Below are 19,468 nucleotides of genomic sequence, written 5' to 3' on the forward strand. Positions count from 1 at the left end.
ACGATTAGGAAAAATAATGATTAGGGGCGATGCTTTTTGTATTATGGGGAACTGAAAACATTCATTGCCGTCGTGGAAGAAAAAAACTTTACAAAGGCGGCGCAGAAGCTGATGATTTCTCAGCCGAGCGTCAGCCTTCACATTAAAAACCTGGAGAAAGAATTTCAAACCGCCTTGCTGAACCGCTCTCCGAAGCACTTTACGACTACGCCGACGGGGGACATTCTCTATCAGCGCGCCAAGCAGATGGTCTTTTTGTACGAACAGGCGAAATCCGAAATTTACGCCCATCATCATTATGTCAAAGGGAAGCTCAAAATCGCCGCGAGCTTTACCATCGGCGAATATATTCTGCCGCCGCTTCTCGCAAAGCTTCATAACGAGTATCCCGAGCTGAACCTGGACGTCATGATCGGAAACACGGAGGAGGTCAGCGAAGCGGTTCGGATGCTTCAAGCCGATATCGGATTAATTGAAGGGCATACGGGGAAAAACGAGCTCGACATTCAGCCGTTTATGGAGGATGAATTGTGCATTGCCGCACCGAACGGACACCCGCTCGCCGGCAGAAAAAACATCCCGGCTGCTGAATTGCAAAATCAAGCGTGGGTGACGAGGGAGAAGGGTTCGGGAACGAGGGAATATTTAGACCACGTCCTTCAATCAAACGGACTGCGGCCGAAATCCATGATGACGATCAGCAGCAACCAGGGCGTCAAGGAAGCCGTGATCAGCGGAATGGGTCTTTCCGTACTGTCAAAAAGCGTGCTGCAAAAGGATCTGCTTCACGGCAGCATTTCCGTGCTTGAGATAAAAGGATTCTCCTTAAAACGGAAACTGTCTATCATCCAATCTTCCATTATGGAGAACACAAAAAACAAAGAAATCTTCATCGCTCTATTGAAAAGCCAATTTCAATCATCACAAGCGGAGTGATATAATAAATGCATGGAAAGCCTATGACGAAAGGGATTTAAAATAGATGGGAAAGCAACCGATTGATTTACTGATGCAGCCGAGCTGGAGAATCATTGACCAATCCAGCCTCGGCCCTTATTTTGATGCGAAGCAGTCATTCGCAATGGATGATACGCTGTGCGCCTCCGTAGGCAAAGGGGAATCGCCTGCGACGGCACGCTCTTGGGTGCACCACCGGACGATCGTGCTCGGCATTCAGGACACGCGCCTGCCGTTTTTAGAGGACGGCGTGAAATTGCTGGAGGACGAAGGCTATCGTGTCATTGTCCGCAATTCCGGAGGCCTCGCCGTCGTACTGGACGAAGGCGTATTGAATATCTCCCTTATTTTTGAAAACGAGAAAAAAGGCATCGACATCGACAGAGGCTACGAGGCGATGACAGAGCTGGTGCGGCGGATGCTGCGTCCGCACCATGCCGAAATTGAAGCATATGAAATTAAAGGATCGTACTGTCCGGGCAGCTATGATCTCAGCATCGGCGGCCGAAAATTCGCGGGAATTTCACAAAGACGCCTGCGGGGCGGAACCGCGGTTCAGATTTACCTCTGCGCCGATAAAAGCGGAAGCGAACGCGCCGATCTGATCAGACGTTTCTATCAAGCCGCTTTAAAAGACAAAAGCAACGATACAAAAGGCGTATATCCCGATATCCGGCCCGAAACGATGGCTTCATTAAGCGAATTGCTGCAAACGGACATTACCGTGCAGGACTTAATGCTGGCGCTTTTGACTGAACTGAAGGAACTCAGCGGACGCCTGTATGCAGCCGGATTATCGCCGGAAGAGGAAATGGTATTTGAAAAAAATCTGACCCGAATGCTGGAACGGAATGAGAAGGTGTTCGGCACGCAGGAAAGCTTGGACTAAGTCCGGGCTTTTTTTGTTTTTGGTAATTATATACTATTTAGTTATAGTGAAAAAAGAAGTGTTATATGAAAACTAGTTTACATTATATACCTTATTTGATTAATATATTTATGTAGGTTCCAAATAATTCTATAAACTAAAGGAGATGGAGATATGAACTTTAAAAAAATAAAAGAAGAAAAAAGAATCACGATCCCGACACATTTGTTAGCCGGAGATGCGGAACAATCAGGCAATTCTTTCGCTTGGAGCGGCTGGGTGCTTGTAGTGCCGAGCCAAGAAGACAATCAAAACCCGAATTTGAATTTCTCTGATTTAGCCGCTCAAAAGTAGGATAATCACTGTTTGGAGCCTACACATCTGAGACGAGGCGGTGAGAGTTTGACACAAGAGTATATAAGAGAAATTAAGCGGGGAGCACTGTCATGGATTGTTAAAAATATCCATTATTTTGATATGAATCATAAAGTAGCGAATGATTTCAGATGGCGCCTTAAAACATTTATAGAACTCATTTTTCTTACCAATTACCTGATCAGAAATCAGGCAGATGATAAGGAAGTTGCTGTTTTAACGGAGTTTATTACAGAAAGGCTCCGTAATGATCAGCTTGAAGAATTTATTCATTTTGATCCGGACGGTCTCGCCGGATTGGCTATTGCGGGTGAATTTCTTACCTTGACTGATCATCCGTCACGGGCTTCGGTGATATGGGAGCTGGAAAAATTCACGGCAGCGCGTTTTGATTGCAGCCTTGCTAAAGTTCCCTTTCGGAAAATGGATCTGAAGTACAGTCTGCAAAGAGCAGGCGTAACCTCGGAAATAACGGATTTTTCTGACTTATATCACTACACAGCAGCTGGTCAGGATATCCCAAATACATATATGACGGATCATGATGCGTACAGCATCACTCATACGATTTTTTATATAACAGACATGGGATGTTCTTCGCTTACGGATAAAGAGTATCATCTGCCGTCCTTAAAAGAAAAGGTCCTGAAATTTCTCGGGATCTATATCTGTCTTGAGAATTTAGATATTACCAGTGAATTATTGATGTGCAGCTCTTTTTTACATATCAACATGGATAAGGACAACCATAAACCGCTCTATGAAGCAGCCTGGAATAAAATCTATCAGGGCCGAATGAAAGAGGGGAATGTCCCGAGCATCACCTATCAACATAAACCCGGTTTGACAGGTGAACAGCGAAGAGAAGATGTGTTCAAACATTGCTATCATACAACACTTGTCGCCGCTGGTGCCGCGCATGCCTGTCTTAGAGCAGAAAGGAACGATTAACTTGAATAGATTAGCTGAAGAGACAGATCAATTTTTATTATCTTTTGCTGAACAATCGCTTCCGGATCAAAAGAGCATTCAGCTGTTTGCCGGCTTCTGCAAGTACTACAGGAAGACGAGCCATTCTTCCGCTGTAAAAGAACATACTGAAAGGATTGCCTCCGCTTTCGTTGATAAGTCATGCTGGGAAGATCTGTTTCACTGTAACACGGCCATTGTCAATGAGTTGATTCATATCTATTTAACGGCAAAAGCTTATAAAAAGAAGCAGGGAATGGATTCGGATGATCAGGTCATACGTCACGGATTGCAAAACGGCTATCTTATAAAAAAAGAATGGCCTTATTTTAAATACGCCGAATTCGTCGGTTTGCTGAGCGAGCTGGGAATGTCAACTGACCATGAAAAAGTGCGCTTTTACAAGAATTCGATGTTTCAGCCTTTGCTCCATGACGCATGGAAAAGAACAGCTGAAAACGAGCTGGAGTTTGTCGAGTACTGTCTTCTTCATTTGAATGAGGGAGAGCATCTGCTTCATCCCGGCTTGAAGGTGTCTATTCAAAAATGGCTTGTGTTTTGTCTCGGCAGCCGAAAAATGAAACAGCTGTGCAATATGTTATTTATCCAATCGTGTATCGATCCATTTTTTTATGGCTGTCAAGCGGCTCTTCATCATATAAATAGCGAGAGTCCATCCATTCATTGTGCTCCGGCTCTTCTGCCGGCGATTGAGATTCTGAATCTGGAGTGTGGAACATGCAGATAGTCGAAGAACATTTTAATATAAAAAAAACAGAAGAATGGCTGCTGGGTTTTTGGAAGAACATTCAGCTGCAGCCGGAAGAAATAGAAGCAGATGATCTCATGCACCTGTTTTGCGGTTTAGCGGCATGTCATCACTTTGAAAAAAGAAAGGATACAGAAGAAGTCATTCTATTCCTAGATCGTTATTTTGGAGAAAAAACGCACGAATGCCATCCGGTCCTGTTCGCGTATGCGTATCATGTGTACCGCAGGATAGATGCCGCAAAAAGCATCTTTTTTCATAACGGACTTGAACAAATGGTCCGCGGTTTACAAGAGGAACTGAAATCAGAGCCGTCCTCTATGATCCTCATGGTGTTAGGAGCTTATTTTGGGGCGGTGACTCCGGAAGAACTGATCGTGTTCTTAGAAACCGGGATGAAACGTGAGGCCGATTTGCTCATGGCACCGGGCGGCATGCAGGAAGAACAGGCGGATGCCCTTTATGCCGTCACTTATTTGCAAATGAAAGAATTGCAGCCTTTTCTCACGGAATGGTACAAAACATCAGACTTTGCTTTTTCAGGTTTAATGTTAGCCGAGTGCAGAAAGTATCACATTGACGCCGTTGCAAAATACACAGCCATTATGAAATTTCTCCGATTCGATGAGGCGCTTTTTATACGGGAAGGGCGGGAATTTCTACGCTTTCAGCAGCGAAGCAGCGGGAGCTTCGGTTATTTGAATCCATTAGCGATGGACCAAGGGGCGGTCAGCGGCAAATTGCTGGACCGTCAATATTTCCTGCCGTCCGCTCATTATGCCGCCGCCTCTCTGTCTATGCTGTAATGTCTCTCTTTTGAAAGACGGAAAAAGAAATCAATAAACAAATAAGAAAGTAGATCGCTATAACCGTCACGGAATAGGGGATGTTTAACGTTGAAATCGCATCACCCGCGCTTTTATTTACATAAGCAACGAGATTTAAATGCGGAAAGAGCGTAAATTTATACCACGTAAATTGGGCAAGCAAATCAGTTCCGCCCAATATACTGCCGGCAAACAGCAGTAAAATGGATAAGCAAAGGGAGAGCGCCTGGCTTTTGCACAATACTGACAAAGTGAACGCAATGGTGACAATGCTTATAATTGATATGAAACGCAAAAGCAGAATGATTCCGGATGCTTTGATTGAACTGATGGTATACAGACTGTCATTTAAATGAGTATAGACGAGCGGATATGAAGCATTGGAAAAACCGAATAACACGCCGCCGATCAGCAAACAGCTCACACAGTAAAATAAGTAAACCATGCCGGTAAACAGAAGAGAGGCCAGAAATTTCGATGTTAAAATCCGCCATCTTCGGTTCGGGCTTGTAGCGATAAACTTAATCGTCCCAAGGGCAAACTCTTTAGAAACAACCCCGCTGACGGTTAAAATCGCGGTCAAGCTGACGAAAATCTCAAGCCCGTTTGAAGTAACCGTGCCGAAAAACCTCCAGCCGTTCCATTCATAAGGGTTGATGTTATGCTCCAAATAATAGTCTTTATTCTTAACATCAGCAGAATAATAAACGCCTGTCGTTTCAGCCGGTTTATCAATTTCTTCCTGTTTTTTTTCGGCGAGAAGCCGTTCTTTCCAATTGTTATCCGAGGAAGCATCTAACTCATGATTCATAATAAGGCCGGCCAGCAAAACGATGAGAAACAGGAAAAAAAGAGATAAAAGTGTGCCTTTTTTTCGGGTTATTTTTATGAATTCGTTCTGCGCCAGATGAAATATGCTCATACCGCGTCCTCCTGATCTGTAATCATCATGTATTTCTCTTCCAATGACAAAGTTCTTGCAGAAACGCGGGAAATCAGAATCTCTTTCTCTGCCAAAGATTTAATGACATACGGGATGGTATCTTCTTCCGCTTCCAATTCAATGATGCGGCTGTCTTTTTGCTGTACTTGAAGAATACCGTCCTGCTCTAATATTTCTTTCGCCCTTGCCGGATGATCGACCGTGACGGTAAACAGCTTTTTCTGACCAAGGTCATGTCTGTTCTTCATGTCTTCAATTCCTAAAATCCGTCCCTTTTTAATATAGGCAACCCTGTCGCAAATCTCCTCCATTTCCGACAATAAATGGCTTGATAATAAAATGGAAACCCCTTGCTTCGATAAATCGGAAAGAATGGTGCGCAATTCTTTCATTCCTTTAGGATCGAGGCCGTTCATCGGTTCATCCAGAATTAATAATCCGGGATTGTGAAGAAGAGAATAAGCGAGCCCCAAGCGCTGTTTCATGCCTAATGAGAAATGTTTCACTTTTTTGCGGGCAGCCTGCTCTAGCCCGACTTTTGCAAGGGTATTCATAAGGTCATCCGTTCGCAGCGAGGTGCTGCGCAGTTTAGTAAAATATTTTAGGTTTTGTAAAGCGGTCATATTCGGATACATATCCGGGCCTTCAATGATAACCCCGATATGTCTCATAAAATATTCAAAGTCGCTGTCCGGTCTGCCTCTGAATGAAATGGCTCCTTCTGTTTTTTTAATAAGCTGTACGATCATTCTGAAAATAGTGGTTTTTCCTGAGCCGTTCGGCCCTAAAAGGCCGAAAATCTCGCCTTTTCTCACATCGAAAGAAATTGACTGTACAATAGGGGTATGATTGATTGTTTTAGAGACATCTTTTAATATCAGGGCTGGTTCAGTCATGATATTTGCACACCTTCCTTATGATTTAGGGTAAAAGCCGTCAAAACCGAAGAACATGCTTCCGATCAGGCCGGCAGCGATTAAAATGAGAGCAATGCTATACCACATTTTTCGATTCAATGGTTTCCCTCCTTACAACGCTGACATTCCATTTGAAATAGCGCAAAAAGATGCGGAATATCAGTTTCGAAAGATCAAATCCGGCCATAAACACCGCCATACCCGCTCCAAGAACCATACATCCGTTAAAAATGGCTGTTACAATCGGCACTTTTACGAGGAGAAAGAATGATCCGGTCATCAGCATCAGGCCGATCGCCATCAAACTTAACACCGCAACAGAGGCAAAAAGAAATGGTGTCAGCATAAACATGAAGTTGAACATGCCCATCCCCAGCATCAGGCCGAATGCTTTGAAAAAGGAGCGCCATGTTTTCTGCTCCTCGGCATCACTGATGAAAATATCCGCTTTTAAGGCGCGCGCAAGTGTTTTGGGGTTTCCTAAATTGTTGGCGATTTGTTCATCGCTTTTTCCTTCAGCGCCGCCCATTTGGAATATTTCGCCGATATCGGCGAGTATCTCTTTTTGCTCAAGTTCCGGCAGATCTTTTATTTCCCGCCGGAGATGTTTTAAATATTGGTCTTTACACATTCATTTTCCCTCCTTAATGATGCTGTTCACTTTTTCGGACAGGTCAAGCCATTCCGATTTTAATGTTTGATGATAAAAGGCGCCTTCTTCTGTTACCTTGTAATATTTGCGTGACGGGCCTTGATCGGAAGCTGCTGTATACGTTTTTAAATAGTTGTTTTTTGTAAGTCTTCGTAATATGGGGTAGATGGTACCCTCCGATACAGGGAACGTTTCACTTATGATCTTGATTAATTCATAACCATATAAATCTTCATAAAGAAGCAGGGACAACACACAAAGTTCCAACGCTCCTTTTCGTAATTGGCTACTCATTTACTATCATTCCCATCATATCTAATAATTGTATTCTCTATACAGTGTATTGCACAGTAGCTAATCGATCAATAATTCCCAAGAACCATTTGGGATGAGGAATTGAATCTTTATGCTTATGTGCGGGCGGGGACCGAGATGCGCAGCCCTTGCGGGAAGAAGGCCTCCTGAACAATGTTTACATTAATATAGATCAGGATGCGCGTCATTGACAAATGGTAAAAACCCCTTTTTCCATGACAAGGAAAGGGGTTTTTCCGTTATTCGGCCATTTTTTCTAAATTGCCGTTCCGGTCCATTTTGAAGGACGGAGAGGCATGTTCGTCGTCTTCAAATAAAACTAGTTTTCTGGCTCTGTTCATAATTTTCACCAAGGTTTCGTAGTCTTCCTGAATGGTTTTTTGATCTTTTTCAAGCTTTTCGACGGCCGCTTCCAGCTGCTCGGTTTTAGACTGAAGTTCTTGGTTTTCCCGTTTTAAACGGTCATTTTCCATTTGCAGGGCGGAAGTTTGCTTTCCGCTGCCTTCATAGCTCTTCAGAAATTGAATGACGTCTGCCATTGTGAGCTCCGCCTTTTGGCTCGGCTGCTGAGGCGCCAGCAAATGTGATAAACTAGCTAACTCTTCCTTGAAGCTTTCATCGACATAAGGCATATGTTCGCCGGACATGACGGCTTGCCGATCCTCTTTTGGCGCTTCCGTTTGAACCGTCTCTTCGGCTGCGGTTTCCTGCATGATGTCCGCATCCGGCGCAGGCGGCTGATATAATAGTTTCTTCTTGGCCGGCTGGCCGTTTCCGAGCGCGCGCATCCGCTGTTTCCGCTGTTTTTTGGCGAGCTGAAGCGCTTTTTCGTATTGATGGCGGACGACGGCATTCCATCTGAAACCGCACGCTGCCGACGTTCTGTTTAATTTATCGCCTACCTCTTCAAAGGCGTTCAGCTGCGTGCTTCCTTCCCGAACGTGCCGGAGCACGGTTTCCGCAAGCAGCAGGTCATTTTCCTCCGACCAGGCGTCCTGTCTTTGTTTTGTCAATGTTCTCAACCCCCAATATCTTTGATGGTATTAGAATGTCCAGATTGGAAAATATTTATACAAATTGGCTGAAAGAATGAGAGATACGCAGAGCCTTGCAGGATAAGATGAATCCTTGTACAATGAGATGTGATGTGATTTTTTTCGTTTTTAAAATTAAGTTTTAACATAGAGGAACATTGAATGAAGGGAAGCGTACATCATGGCTAATGAATTCCGAGTGTGTGATGATTGCCAGGCCACCAATATTAAGACTTTGCTGCCGCGTTTGAAAGAAGCTGACCCGGATGCAAAAGTGGAGGTCGGATGTCAGTCATATTGCGGGCCCGGACGCAAAAAATCGTTTGCTTTCGTAAACAACCGCCCGCTGTCGGCGCCGACTGAGGACGAGCTGATTGAGAAAGTGAAAAAGAAGATCAAAAAGTAAATGTGTATTTTTACGACAGCCTCGCCCGATGGGTCAGGCTTTTTTGCTTCAAAAAATCAATGTCGGAAAACTGGAACAAAACGCCGGACAAATTCAAGGATGTTTTCAAATTACAGAGCCGATATAATAGAATCACGGCTAAAAAAAAGAGGGAATGACGATGGCGTATCCAAACGGAAAATTATCAGAAGAAAAAGTGTTTAAAGATCCCGTTCACCGCTATGTTCATGTGCGGGACAAGCTGATCTGGGATTTGATCGGCACCCGTGAATTTCAGCGGCTGCGCCGGATCAAACAGCTCGGTACGACGTATTTGACGTTTCACGGCGCGGAACACAGCCGTTTTAACCATTCTCTCGGCGTCTATGAGATAGTCAGACGAATGGTTGATGATGTTTTTAAAGGGCGTCCTGAATGGGATGACAATGAACGCGAACTCTGTCTCAGCGCCGCGCTTTTGCACGATTTGGGACATGGGCCGTTTTCGCATTCCTTTGAAAAGGTTTTTCATCTGGATCATGAAGACTATACGAGGGAAATCATTCTCGGCGACACCGAGGTGAATCAGGTTCTCAGAAAGGCGGGACCGGGATTTCCGCAGGATGTTGCCGAAGTCATTGCCAAAACATACAAAAACAAACAGGTGGTCAGCCTGATTTCGAGCCAGATTGACGCCGACAGGATGGATTACCTTCAGCGGGACGCATACTATACGGGCGTCAGCTACGGACATTTTGATATGGAACGGATTTTAAGGGTGATGCGTCCGCGAGAGGATCAGATCGTCATTAAGCAAAGCGGCATGCACGCTGTCGAAGACTATATTATGAGCCGCTATCAAATGTACTGGCAGGTGTATTTTCATCCCGTGACGAGAAGCGCTGAAGTCATATTGACGAAAATTCTCCACCGTGCGAAGCAGCTCCATGAAGAAGGGTATATCTTCACTCATGCTCCCGTTCATTTTTATTCCATTTTTGAAGGGAAGCTGACGCTTGCGGATTATCTGAAGCTTGATGAAGCCATCATTTTATATTATTTCCAGGCTTGGGAAGAAGAAGAGGACCCGATTCTGTCCGACTTGTGCCGCCGCTTCATTAACCGCCAGCTGTTTCAATATGCCGAATTTAACCCCAATGAGGAAATGTCGGCTTATTTTGAACTGACCGCTCTGTTTAAAGAGGCGGGAATTGATCCCAATTACTATTTAGTGGTCGATTCTTCATCGGATCTGCCGTATGATTTTTACCGGCCGGGTGAAGAGGAGGAGCGTCTGCCGATTCACCTGTTAACGCAGAAGGGCCAGATCAAAGAGCTGTCCAGGCAGTCCGCCATTGTCGAATCCATTTCGGGCAAACGCCGGACGGACCATAAGCTCTACTATCCGATGGACCTCATTTGTGACGATTCAGAAAACCCTGAAGCAAAATTAAAAATCCGGCAGCTGCTGGGACTGACATAGAAGGATTTTGGTAAAGAAGGAAAAGGAGATGTCGGGAATTTGTTGAAAGAACATGCAAAACTGATGAAGGTGTTCTCGGATTCTGGAGAAATCATCGGGCGGAAAAAGCTGCAGAAAATCATTTATATCGCGAAGAAAATGCAGTATCCTTTCTACGAAAAATATGATTTTCATTTTTACGGCCCGTATTCCGAAGAACTGACGCTTCGAATTGAAGAGCTGTGCAATCTTGGGTTTCTGGATGAGGTGAAGGAAAAAAAGGGCGGCTACTTTCAATACCGGTACTCGCTGACGGAGACGGGAGCCGAGTTTTTACATCATGCGGAGCTTACGATGCCGGATATGAAGAAGTACATCGACAGCGTCAACAGCCGCTCATCGCGGTTTCTGGAGCTGGTGTCTACGATTTTGTATTTTGACGGCCTTGAAGCTGAGGAAAAGAAAGAGAAAGTGTTTACGATAAAAAGCAAACAGAAATATACGGATGAAGAATATGATGAGGCGCTTCACTACATAGAAGAGCTGAAACACATTTGTTAAAGGCGATGGCTTTCGTCTTTTTTGATGAAAAAACCAGGCCGCACATAAAGCGGGCCTGGTTTTGTTTATTGTCTCAATTTGCTGTGCTTGTACGAATATAAAAAGTAAACGATCACGCCGATGATCAGCCAGACGGCAAAATAAAGCCACGTTTTCAGCGGCAGATTGACCATTAAAAACAAACAGCAGATAATGGCCAAAATCGGCAGTACGGGTACAAAAGGCACTTTAAATCCCCGTGGCAGATCTTTATGGGTGCGGCGCAGAATCAGCACGGACAGACTGACCATGGCAAATGTCAATAGCGCACCGATGTTTGAGAGATCTGACAGCTCTTTCAGATCAACAAAACCCGCGATGCATGCGCTGATCAGTCCGATCAGCCACGTATTAAAGATCGGCGCTCCCGATTTCTTTCCGACAATGGTAAAGACTTTCGGCAGCATTCCGTCTCTTGCCATCGCAAAAGATATACGGGTCGCCGCATAGGTATGGGCGAGAACGACGGCCATCAGTCCGATTACCGCACCGGCAGCGATAACGCCCGCCACCGCGTTTTGTCCTACAGTCTGTAACACATAAGACATGGCTTCCGGCACATTAAGCTGTGAATACGGAACCATCCCCGTCATGACGAGACAGACGATGACGTATACCAATGTACAGATCACCAGTGAACCGATAATACCGATCGGCAGGTTGCGCTGCGGTTTTTTGACTTCTTCAGCCGAAGCGGAAATCGCGTCAAACCCGAGAAACGCAAAAAAGACGGCAGAAGCCCCCGTAATGACGCCTTTGATTCCAAAAGGCATAAAAGGATGCCAATTGCCCGGCTTTACAAAAAAGCTTCCTGTGATGATAAACAGCAAAACAATTCCGATTTTTACGAGAACCATTACATTATTAAAGGTTTTGCTCTCTTTGGAGCCGCGTGACAGAACGACGGCAATTAATAGAGTAATGATGATGGCAGGAAGGTTGACGATGCCCCCCTGGCTCGGCACGTGCAGCAGACTGTCCGGCAAAGGCATGCCGATTTCGGCTAACAGATTATTAAAATAACTTGACCAGCCGCTTGCCACCGCCGACGCCGTCACCATATAAACGGATAAGAGCGTCCAGCCCATTAAATGGCCGACAATTTCTCCCATGGTGGTATAAGAGTAAATATAGGCGCTTCCGTAAACCGGGAGAACAGAAGCGATTTCGGCGTAACATAATGCTGCAAGGCTGCAGACAACGGCTGCAATGATAAAAGAAAAGATTACGGAAGGTCCGGCGTTTTTCGCGGCCGTAATGCCTGTAAGAACCATGACGCCCGTCCCGATGACGGCGCCGATGCCCAGTAATGTTAAATCAAATCCACCCATCGTTTTGGCAGTCTGCCTGTTTCTGCTTTGTTCAAGCAGCTGGGTGATGTCTTTTTTTTGTAGGATATTCCGCAACACGCATCCCTCCATCCAAAAGCAAAAGCCAAGAGGGGCTCTTTGGCTTTTACCCGTGTCACATCTTCTGTGTAATCGACAATCCTGTGTTCTGTTTCCCCGTCTGTTCCGTTTCTTTTCCAGTCATATTGTCTGCCGCATCCGATCAGATTATCCTTTCCGTCAAACGCAGTCACCCTTAATGATTTTACCTGAATCATGTCTATAAAACCAGCATTGCATAAAAGGGATGGGTGAAAAAGCAGGAGATAATAGTCTGTATAGGGCAGGATAAAAGTTGCGGGCTTTCCGGCCGAAATTTTGACTTTCCCCGCGAGGTATCAGTAAAATGTAATAAAAAACAATCAAATGATGATGGATGCATCTTGAAATGGGGAGTTTCTGCATGGAGTACGATATATTGCAAGCAAATGTACTGGATTACGCGCTCACGAAATATTTAAAGAGCACGAAAAAGCTTGATGAGGCGACAATTCCGAAGAGTATAAACAATATCAGAGGATTTATTCTCAGGATTATTTACCGGCACGGCACGTGCACGATTAAAGATATATTGCAGGAAGTCACATTATCGCCTTCAGCCACGACAACCGCTCTGAATCATTTAGAAAAAGAGGGTTTCGTGGAAAGGTCGAGAAATAACGAAGACCGACGCACGGTATGGATGACGCTTTCCGAATCGGGAAAAATGGCGGCCATGCAAATGATTGAAAACCGGCAGATGCTCATTGACGAGCTGTTCGAAGCATTGACAGAAGAAGAAAAGAATACCTTTTTCAGCCTCGTTGAAAAAGTAATGAAATAAGCCGGCCTGACATAGCAGCGCCGGCCATTATCAAGGATTACTCCGTATCGCTGATCCGTTTGCCGGCGACGGCGTAATGATCCTTTCTCATTTCTTCAATCATGACAATGATCTTTTCTTCGGCTGCGCCTGTCGTTTCTTTTACGGCTTCTGTCACTTTTTCAACCAGATTCCGTTTTTGTTCATCTGTGCGGCCTTCAAGCATTTTAACGGTTACGAGCGGCATGGTGCTGATCCTCCTTTATCGTTTCCTCTCTTTGGAAGAGAGGTCACTTATAGTATACTGAATGAAGGACAATCTTGCATTTTTTAAAAAAGGGGATTTTTACATTTGGACAGATTTTTATATTATCCGCTGGAGCTTATGCCCTATGTCGTGATTACGCTGATCGTGGCATTTACGATGCATGAACTGGCGCACGCGTATGTCGCGTATCGGTTCGGAGACGATACCGCGGCGAGACAGGGCAGATTAACGCTCAATCCGATTAAACATCTTGATGTTTTCGGAACGATTCTAATTTTGGTCGCGGGTTTCGGCTGGGCCCGTCCGGTGCCGGTGAACCGCCGCGCCTTTAAAAGACCGCGGCTGGCGGGAGTGCTGGTTTCCGTCGCCGGGCCTGTAAGCAACCTGCTTCTTGCCTTTATCGGTTTCTTTTTGCTAGTGTTGATGCATGCTTACGGAATGGAGCTGCTTTCTGCATTCAGCATGGGGCTTGACCGCTTTTTCTCTATTTGGATTCAGCTGAATCTCACGCTGTGTTTATTCAACCTGCTGCCGCTTCCTCCGCTTGACGGCTACCGGATTATTGAGGATCTCGTGCCGCCGCGGGTGCGCGCCAAAATGACTCAGTTTGAGAGCTACGGGATTATCGTGTTTCTCGTGCTGTTTGTGACACCGGTCGGCTCCTATGTCGTGTGGCCGCTGTTAAGTGAGGGGAGAGACTGGATTCTCAAGGTATTTGCCATTATATTTCAACCGCTTTTGTAGGAGGGTATTTTCATGGAAGAAAAAAAGAAGAAAACAATCGGATTTAATATTATTAAAAGTGATCCGACCGACGGACATGGCGGTTTTGGCGCCGGGGCGCTGAGCCTTGACAATATTTCTCCGGTATTTGTCGATGTGGAAGAGAAGGAAGCCTTCGTTGACATCGGCGCCATGCATGCCCGCAGTGTCGTTGAAAAAGGCATCAAATTCCTGCCGAACAAAGATGAAGTGCCGAACGGAAAACCGTACTGGCTCGTGTGGGTCACCATCGACAGAAAAGAAGAAGGCCCTTATTACGCGGGTGTGACGGCTTGTGAAATGACCGTGGACAGAAGTATCCGCAGAGGCTATAAGTCATTGCCGGAGCATGTGAATTTAATGGATAAATCAATGAAGCGCTGCATTATCGTGGACAAAATGGACGCCAGCTCAAAGCAGGTGCTTGCTGAATTTCTGCAGAAACATGACCAAGGGCTCTGGGAACGTTCATCAGATGAATTGAAAACAGGTCTGCTTCCGGAAGAAAAATAATTTGTGAACTTTTTGTGAACTTTATAAATATTTGCACTATTTTGCGATTGTACTGAGTAAACTGTTGATACAGAATCAGGACATGGAAAGTCCCGAGCCGAACCAAGACTCGGGGTTTTTCATGTTTACGCGGAGGTTTCATCATGTTCACCGTCTTTGAAATCGGGCCATGGGTCATTGAAGCAGATGCGGCGGAAACGAGAAAACAATACGAAAAATCATGGCCTGATCCTTGCGATTGCGGGAGCTGCCGGAACTTTTCCGAGGCGGTGAATCTCCTTCCCGCCGAGAAAACAAGATTGTTTACGCAGTTTGGGATTCGTCCGGCTGTCTGTCACGACTTGGGGGAGCATGGAAAGGAAAACGGCCTGCATCATTATGCGGGCAGCTATCCGATTGTCGGCAGGCTTAGGGAAGGCTGGCCGAAGTTTCATATCGAGAGGGCGGGAGATATCCGCTTTTCGTTTTCATTGCCGAGTACAACATTTTTTATACCGAAGGGTTTTCCTGACCCTATTATCCATCTCGACTTTTCACTCTTGCTCCCGTGGGTGCTTGAGGAAGACGCGGATTAAAGCCCGGCGCGCAATGCACCGGGCTCAGTCTTTTTTGCCGAGCCACTTATCCCACCACTTTTTGCGCGGAGCTTCTTTGCGGGCGGGGGCGTGTTCCTTTTCTTTTTTAGAAGGTTCCGGTCCGTAGCACACATCCGCGGGCTCAGTGCCTGCGATGAAATACGTATAATGCTTTGCGGCGCAGCCGGGTCCCGAAGTGTAGCCGGAAGCGGGATCGATATAGACGCCCGTGACGCCCTTCGGCGGTTTAAGCGCTATTTCCGGTTCTCCTTCGAGCGCCTTCTCCATAAAGTCCGCCCAAATCGTCTTCGCATAGCTTTTTTCTTCTACTGAATCAATCGTGCTGCTTTTGTCATAGCCTGTCCATACACCGGCGGCAAGAGCGGGATTAAAGCCGATCATCCAGCTGTCTGCGCTCGTCGTGCCTGATTTACCGCCATAGGTTCGGGTCAGCCGGTCAGAAATGGCGCGTCCCGTGACGGAAGTATAGCCGTTTAAATCCTGATCAAACATGCCTGTCATCATGCTCGCCGTCACAAAAACGGCTTTTTTATCAAGCGTCTGCTGATGTCCGCGCGGCTGTTCATACAAGATGTTGCCGGCGGTATCCGTCACTTTTGTGATAAAGGAAGGGGTGATTTGTTTTCCCCCGTTTGCGAGCATCGCGTAGGCATTAACCATCTCAATCGGGCGCACGGGTTCAGTTCCGAGCGCCAGAGACGGAAGGGGCTTTAAATGTTCGCTGATGCCGAATTCCTTTGCCGCCGACACGAGCTTATTCATGCCGAGAAAGAGATGGGTCTTCACGGCATAAATGTTGTCTGATAACGCAAGCGCCTGAAGCAGCGTAATCGGTTTATTGGCGTAGTAGCCGTTGTAATTGCTTGGAGAATAAGTATCTCCGTTGTCGTCAATCTGGAACTCTGTGGCTTCGCTTTTCATCAGCGTGACCGGTGTAAAGCCGCTTTGAATCGCTTTGTAGTACAAAAGCGGCTTGATCGTGGAAGCCGGCTGCCGTTTCGCCTGTGTCGCCCGGTCAAACGGGCTTTTTTCGTAGTCACGTCCGCCGAGAAGCGCAAGCACGCGCCCTGTTGCCGGATCAATCGCGGAAAAGCCGACCTGAATGTCAGAGCCGGTACGGATCGTATGTGCCACAGTGTTTTCCGCAATCCGCTGCATGCGCTTATCAAGCGTCGTATAAACACGCAATCCGCTCGTTGCGAGCTGTTCGCGCGTCATGCCGAGCTTTTTCTCGAGTTCTTTCATCGCATCATCGTAAAAATAAGGCGCCGTTTTCGCCGCGGTTCTGTTTTTCAGCGGCTGATAGGCAAGCGGCGTTTTCTTAAGCCTTTCCGCCTTTTCTTTTGAGATCATTTTTTGGCCGATCATCAGTCGGAGAATGGTTTCCTGGCGCTGTTTGGCCTTCTTTTCGCTGACATATGGCGAATAGCCGGACGGGCCTTTCGGTATGCCCGCCAAGAGCACGGCTTCCGCATCGTTCAGATCTTTGGCGTGTTTGCCGAAATACAGGCGCGAGGCGGCTTCAATTCCATATGCGCCGTGGCCGTAATATATCGTATTTACATAACCTTCTAAAATCTCGTTTTTAGAATAGTTCTGTTCAAGGCGGATCGTGTAAAAGGCTTCATTCCATTTACGTTTCCATGTCTTATCATGCTCAAGGTAGAGATTTCTCGCGTATTGCTGGGTGATGGTGCTTGCGCCCTGAACCTTGGCCATTGCCTTTATGTCAGCCAGCGCGGCGGCGGCCATCCGCCGGTAATCAAAACCGTGGTGATTGTAAAAGTTTTGATCCTCCACCGCAATGGCGGCCTGCACCGCTATCGGATTGATATCTTTTAACCGCACCCAGTAGCGCTTTTCCCCGAAATCGGTCTCACCTAGCTTTGAGCCGTCATTTGCATAAAGAATCGTAGACTGAGGAACCCGGACAGAGGGGGCCCCCTGCCATTTCGCTGCAAGAAGAACGGATGTGAAGCAGACGCCGGCCAGCATTCCGCCGATCAGTGTCAGAAAGATGCAGGCGCGGATGATTTTGAATGTGATTCTGAGCTGTTTTCCAGATACTTTATCCACTTTTGGGAACCCCCTTTTTCATGATTCTATTATTATGTGAAAAAAGGGGGTTTTTTAAACATATCAAACCGGACACTTCTTTACTTTTTCCCCTCCATCCTCTATACTTTTTCCTTAGGTGAAAATGAGATTTTAACCGGAATAAAAGCGATACAGACGCTTACAATAAATGAAATAAGCCTTGAAAGGGAGATGACAATTGAGCGAGCTTTGGTATACGGAGAAGCAGACGAAGAATTTCGGCATTACATTAAAGGTGAAACAAACATTACATACGGAACAGACGGAATTTCAGCATCTGGAAATGGTGGAGACAGAAGAATTCGGCAACATGCTGTTCTTAGACGGAATGGTCATGACTTCTGAAAAAGATGAATTCGTCTATCATGAAATGGTTGCGCACGTCCCGTTATTTACGCACCCGAATCCGGAAAACGTCCTCGTTGTCGGCGGCGGAGACGGCGGTGTCATCAGAGAGATTCTGAAGCACCCAAGCGTAAAAAAAGCGACGCTTGTCGACATTGACGGCAAGGTTATTGAATACTCTAAAAAATTCCTTCCGTCCATTGCGGGCAAGCTTGATGATCCGCGCGTCGACGTGAGAGTCGATGACGGTTTCATGCACATCGCGAAATCAGAAAATGAGTATGACGTCATCATGGTTGATTCAACAGAACCGGTCGGACCGGCCGTCAATCTGTTCTCAAAAGGCTTCTATGCCGGAATTTCCAAGGCGTTAAAAGAAGACGGCATCTTCGTCGCGCAGACGGACAACCCGTGGTTTACACCGGAGCTGATTACAAACGTACAGCGTGACGTGAAAGAAATCTTCCCGATCACCCGTCTGTATACGGCTAATATCCCGACGTATCCGAGCGGCCTGTGGACATTTACGATCGGTTCTAAAAAGTACGATCCGCTTGAAGTGGAGGACAGCCGTTTCTTTGACATCGACACGAAATATTACACGAAAGAGCTTCACAAAGCGGCATTTGTTCTTCCGAAATTTGTGAGCGACTTAATCAAATAAAAACGTACGGCGCAGGAGCGAATCTTGCGCTTTTTTACAGGAAAGCGAGGGTTTTATCATGAGGTTTGATGAAGCATATTCAGGAAAAGTATTTATCGCAAGCCGCCCCGACTGGAAAGAGGCGGACGCCATCCTTTACGGCATGCCGATGGATTGGACGGTCAGCTACCGTCCGGGTTCACGATTCGGGCCGGGGAGAATCCGCGAGGTGTCTATCGGTCTTGAAGAATACAGCCCGTATCTCGACCGTGACTTGGCTGATTTGAATTTCTTTGACGCCGGAGACATTCCGCTTCCGTTCGGCAATCCGCAAAGAAGCCTTGATATGATTGAAGAATACGTGGACAGCATTTTAGAAAAAGGAAAGTTCCCGCTCGGCATGGGAGGGGAGCACCTTGTATCATGGCCTGTCATAAAAGCCATGTATAAGAAGTTTCCGGACCTTGCCATCATTCATTTTGACGCGCACACCGACCTGCGCACGGATTATGAAGGCGAACCGCTTTCCCACTCTACTCCGATCCGCAAAGCGGCCGAGCTCATCGGGCCGCAAAATGTATTTTCATTCGGCATCCGCTCCGGAATGAAGGAAGAATTTGAATGGGCGAAAGAAAACGGCATGCACATTTCTAAGTTTGAAGTGCTTGAGCCGCTGAAAAAAGTGCTGCCGCAGCTTGCGGGACGCCCTGTTTATGTCACCATCGATATCGACGTTCTTGATCCCGCTCATGCGCCGGGAACGGGCACGGTTGACGCAGGAGGCATCACGTCTAAAGAATTGCTCGCGTCCATCCATGAAATCGCGCGCTCAGAAGTCAACGTAAAAGGCGCTGACCTCGTAGAAGTCGCGCCGGTCTATGACCACTCAGAACAAACCGCAAACACGGCAAGCAAGATGATTCGTGAAATGCTGCTTGGGTTTGTGAAATAAAAGAAAATCCCCCGCTTGAAACATGCGGG

At 46.4% G+C, this 19,468-nt stretch carries 23 protein-coding genes; 15 read left to right on the plus strand and 8 right to left on the minus strand.

All coding sequences use genetic code 11. The features are described from left to right. Positions 1 to 36 precede the first annotated feature (36 nt). The 6 genes from cysL to AC3WTF_RS13630 all read left to right on the plus strand — a co-directional run bounded on the left by cysL (position 37) and on the right by AC3WTF_RS13630 (position 4,744). Complete coding sequence (gene cysL / locus AC3WTF_RS13605) at positions 37 to 936, plus strand: cysJI operon transcriptional regulator CysL (protein ID WP_007407666.1); 900 nt, start codon at positions 37 to 39, stop codon at positions 934 to 936. Positions 937 to 982: 46 nt separating this feature from the next. Beyond that, on the plus strand, positions 983 to 1,846 hold the full coding sequence (lipL, locus tag AC3WTF_RS13610; RefSeq protein WP_042635578.1) for an octanoyl-[GcvH]:protein N-octanoyltransferase: 864 nt from the start codon (positions 983 to 985) through the stop codon (positions 1,844 to 1,846). A 153-nt stretch (positions 1,847 to 1,999) separates the two neighbouring features. Continuing rightward, positions 2,000 to 2,179, plus strand: a complete 180-nt coding sequence (locus AC3WTF_RS13615; RefSeq protein ID WP_003151018.1) for a hypothetical protein — start codon at positions 2,000 to 2,002, stop codon at positions 2,177 to 2,179. A 48-nt stretch (positions 2,180 to 2,227) separates the two neighbouring features. Beyond that, the gene (locus AC3WTF_RS13620) at positions 2,228 to 3,151 is read left to right on the plus strand and encodes a DUF6895 family protein (protein WP_015240789.1); all 924 of its coding nucleotides are present in this window, start codon (positions 2,228 to 2,230) and stop codon (positions 3,149 to 3,151) included. Further along, a complete protein-coding gene (locus AC3WTF_RS13625; RefSeq protein WP_106079902.1) occupies positions 3,120 to 3,917 on the plus strand; it encodes a hypothetical protein in 798 nt (265 codons plus the stop codon). Before AC3WTF_RS13620 ends, AC3WTF_RS13625 begins: the two co-directional genes overlap by 32 nt. Next, a complete protein-coding gene (locus tag AC3WTF_RS13630) occupies positions 3,908 to 4,744 on the plus strand; it encodes a hypothetical protein (RefSeq protein ID WP_106079903.1) in 837 nt (278 codons plus the stop codon). The genes AC3WTF_RS13625 and AC3WTF_RS13630 overlap by 10 nt, the downstream gene beginning before the upstream one ends. Here AC3WTF_RS13630 and AC3WTF_RS13635 read toward each other — a convergent pair. The 5 genes from AC3WTF_RS13635 to AC3WTF_RS13655 form a co-directional block, all read right to left on the minus strand. Then, positions 4,734 to 5,687, minus strand: a complete 954-nt coding sequence (locus AC3WTF_RS13635) for an ABC transporter permease (RefSeq protein ID WP_042635574.1) — start codon at positions 5,685 to 5,687, stop codon at positions 4,734 to 4,736. The two genes, AC3WTF_RS13630 and AC3WTF_RS13635, sit on opposite strands and share 11 nt — an antisense overlap. Continuing rightward, positions 5,684 to 6,604, minus strand: a complete 921-nt coding sequence (locus AC3WTF_RS13640) for an ATP-binding cassette domain-containing protein (protein WP_007407659.1) — start codon at positions 6,602 to 6,604, stop codon at positions 5,684 to 5,686. Before AC3WTF_RS13640 ends, AC3WTF_RS13635 begins: the two co-directional genes overlap by 4 nt. A 97-nt stretch (positions 6,605 to 6,701) precedes the next feature. Next, positions 6,702 to 7,256: an HAAS signaling domain-containing protein gene (locus tag AC3WTF_RS13645; RefSeq protein ID WP_427796257.1), complete on the minus strand. Its 555-nt coding sequence runs from the start codon at positions 7,254 to 7,256 to the stop codon at positions 6,702 to 6,704. After that, on the minus strand, positions 7,257 to 7,571 hold the full coding sequence (locus AC3WTF_RS13650; protein WP_007614461.1) for a PadR family transcriptional regulator: 315 nt from the start codon (positions 7,569 to 7,571) through the stop codon (positions 7,257 to 7,259). A gap of 260 nt (positions 7,572 to 7,831) precedes the next feature. Further along, entirely contained in the window at positions 7,832 to 8,605 is a 774-nt protein-coding gene (locus tag AC3WTF_RS13655) for an RsfA family transcriptional regulator (protein ID WP_007407656.1), read from the minus strand. Between the two features lie 202 nt (positions 8,606 to 8,807). Between AC3WTF_RS13655 and AC3WTF_RS13660 the strand changes: the two genes are divergently transcribed. From AC3WTF_RS13660 to AC3WTF_RS13670, 3 genes are all read left to right on the plus strand, one after another. After that, positions 8,808 to 9,032, plus strand: coding sequence for a YuzB family protein (locus AC3WTF_RS13660; RefSeq protein WP_003151034.1), 225 nt, complete (start codon positions 8,808 to 8,810; stop codon positions 9,030 to 9,032). A gap of 160 nt (positions 9,033 to 9,192) precedes the next feature. After that, on the plus strand, positions 9,193 to 10,494 hold the full coding sequence (locus AC3WTF_RS13665) for an HD domain-containing protein (RefSeq protein WP_007407654.1): 1,302 nt from the start codon (positions 9,193 to 9,195) through the stop codon (positions 10,492 to 10,494). A gap of 39 nt (positions 10,495 to 10,533) precedes the next feature. Further along, on the plus strand, positions 10,534 to 11,034 hold the full coding sequence (locus AC3WTF_RS13670; RefSeq protein WP_007407653.1) for a YwgA family protein: 501 nt from the start codon (positions 10,534 to 10,536) through the stop codon (positions 11,032 to 11,034). 65 nt (positions 11,035 to 11,099) lie between these two features. Here the strand turns inward: AC3WTF_RS13670 and AC3WTF_RS13675 are convergent, their stop codons facing one another. Then, complete coding sequence (locus AC3WTF_RS13675; RefSeq protein ID WP_015240784.1) at positions 11,100 to 12,479, minus strand: amino acid permease; 1,380 nt, start codon at positions 12,477 to 12,479, stop codon at positions 11,100 to 11,102. 385 nt (positions 12,480 to 12,864) lie between these two features. On the opposite strand from AC3WTF_RS13675, the gene AC3WTF_RS13680 reads away from it, so the two are divergent. Beyond that, a complete protein-coding gene (locus tag AC3WTF_RS13680) occupies positions 12,865 to 13,284 on the plus strand; it encodes a MarR family winged helix-turn-helix transcriptional regulator (protein ID WP_020957978.1) in 420 nt (139 codons plus the stop codon). Between the two features lie 37 nt (positions 13,285 to 13,321). On the opposite strand, the gene thmT is transcribed toward AC3WTF_RS13680, so the two are convergent. Continuing rightward, positions 13,322 to 13,510, minus strand: coding sequence for a 2-hydroxymuconate tautomerase (gene thmT, locus AC3WTF_RS13685; protein ID WP_003151042.1), 189 nt, complete (start codon positions 13,508 to 13,510; stop codon positions 13,322 to 13,324). Positions 13,511 to 13,615: 105 nt separating this feature from the next. Between thmT and AC3WTF_RS13690 the strand changes: the two genes are divergently transcribed. From AC3WTF_RS13690 to AC3WTF_RS13700, 3 genes are all read left to right on the plus strand, one after another. Next, positions 13,616 to 14,275: a site-2 protease family protein gene (locus AC3WTF_RS13690; protein ID WP_492314278.1), complete on the plus strand. Its 660-nt coding sequence runs from the start codon at positions 13,616 to 13,618 to the stop codon at positions 14,273 to 14,275. Between the two features lie 12 nt (positions 14,276 to 14,287). After that, positions 14,288 to 14,806: a YwhD family protein gene (locus AC3WTF_RS13695; protein WP_007407649.1), complete on the plus strand. Its 519-nt coding sequence runs from the start codon at positions 14,288 to 14,290 to the stop codon at positions 14,804 to 14,806. Positions 14,807 to 14,949: 143 nt separating this feature from the next. Continuing rightward, entirely contained in the window at positions 14,950 to 15,381 is a 432-nt protein-coding gene (locus AC3WTF_RS13700) for a hypothetical protein (RefSeq protein ID WP_007407648.1), read from the plus strand. Positions 15,382 to 15,405: 24 nt separating this feature from the next. On the opposite strand, the gene AC3WTF_RS13705 is transcribed toward AC3WTF_RS13700, so the two are convergent. Next, positions 15,406 to 17,478 (minus strand): transglycosylase domain-containing protein, encoded by a 2,073-nt coding sequence (locus AC3WTF_RS13705; protein ID WP_061581654.1) that lies wholly within the window; start codon positions 17,476 to 17,478, stop codon positions 15,406 to 15,408. 199 nt (positions 17,479 to 17,677) lie between these two features. On the opposite strand from AC3WTF_RS13705, the gene speE reads away from it, so the two are divergent. Both speE and speB read left to right on the plus strand, forming a co-directional pair. After that, entirely contained in the window at positions 17,678 to 18,508 is an 831-nt protein-coding gene (speE, locus tag AC3WTF_RS13710) for a spermidine synthase (RefSeq protein WP_003151052.1), read from the plus strand. A gap of 58 nt (positions 18,509 to 18,566) precedes the next feature. Further along, on the plus strand, positions 18,567 to 19,439 hold the full coding sequence (gene speB, locus AC3WTF_RS13715; protein WP_007614448.1) for an agmatinase: 873 nt from the start codon (positions 18,567 to 18,569) through the stop codon (positions 19,437 to 19,439). Positions 19,440 to 19,468: the final 29 nt, after the last annotated feature.

It is taken from the genome of Bacillus sp. EB106-06-01-XG163 (assembly GCF_058791615.1).

Bases quoted from the DNA above. Each gene is read 5' to 3' on its own strand.
- lipL (WP_042635578.1), top strand. From the start codon at position 983: ATGGGAAAGCAACCGATTGATTTACTGATGCAGCCGAGCTGGAGAATC.
- AC3WTF_RS13615 (WP_003151018.1), top strand. From the start codon at position 2,000: ATGAACTTTAAAAAAATAAAAGAAGAAAAAAGAATCACGATCCCGACA.
- AC3WTF_RS13625 (WP_106079902.1), top strand. From the start codon at position 3,120: ATGCCTGTCTTAGAGCAGAAAGGAACGATTAACTTGAATAGATTAGCT.
- AC3WTF_RS13630 (WP_106079903.1), top strand. From the start codon at position 3,908: ATGCAGATAGTCGAAGAACATTTTAATATAAAAAAAACAGAAGAATGG.
- AC3WTF_RS13635 (WP_042635574.1), bottom strand. From the start codon at position 5,687: ATGAGCATATTTCATCTGGCGCAGAACGAATTCATAAAAATAACCCGA.
- AC3WTF_RS13640 (WP_007407659.1), bottom strand. From the start codon at position 6,604: ATGACTGAACCAGCCCTGATATTAAAAGATGTCTCTAAAACAATCAAT.
- AC3WTF_RS13645 (WP_427796257.1), bottom strand. From the start codon at position 7,256: ATGTGTAAAGACCAATATTTAAAACATCTCCGGCGGGAAATAAAAGAT.
- AC3WTF_RS13650 (WP_007614461.1), bottom strand. From the start codon at position 7,571: ATGAGTAGCCAATTACGAAAAGGAGCGTTGGAACTTTGTGTGTTGTCC.
- AC3WTF_RS13660 (WP_003151034.1), top strand. From the start codon at position 8,808: ATGGCTAATGAATTCCGAGTGTGTGATGATTGCCAGGCCACCAATATT.
- AC3WTF_RS13665 (WP_007407654.1), top strand. From the start codon at position 9,193: ATGGCGTATCCAAACGGAAAATTATCAGAAGAAAAAGTGTTTAAAGAT.
- AC3WTF_RS13680 (WP_020957978.1), top strand. From the start codon at position 12,865: ATGGAGTACGATATATTGCAAGCAAATGTACTGGATTACGCGCTCACG.
- thmT (WP_003151042.1), bottom strand. From the start codon at position 13,510: ATGCCGCTCGTAACCGTTAAAATGCTTGAAGGCCGCACAGATGAACAA.
- AC3WTF_RS13695 (WP_007407649.1), top strand. From the start codon at position 14,288: ATGGAAGAAAAAAAGAAGAAAACAATCGGATTTAATATTATTAAAAGT.
- AC3WTF_RS13700 (WP_007407648.1), top strand. From the start codon at position 14,950: ATGTTCACCGTCTTTGAAATCGGGCCATGGGTCATTGAAGCAGATGCG.
- speB (WP_007614448.1), top strand. From the start codon at position 18,567: ATGAGGTTTGATGAAGCATATTCAGGAAAAGTATTTATCGCAAGCCGC.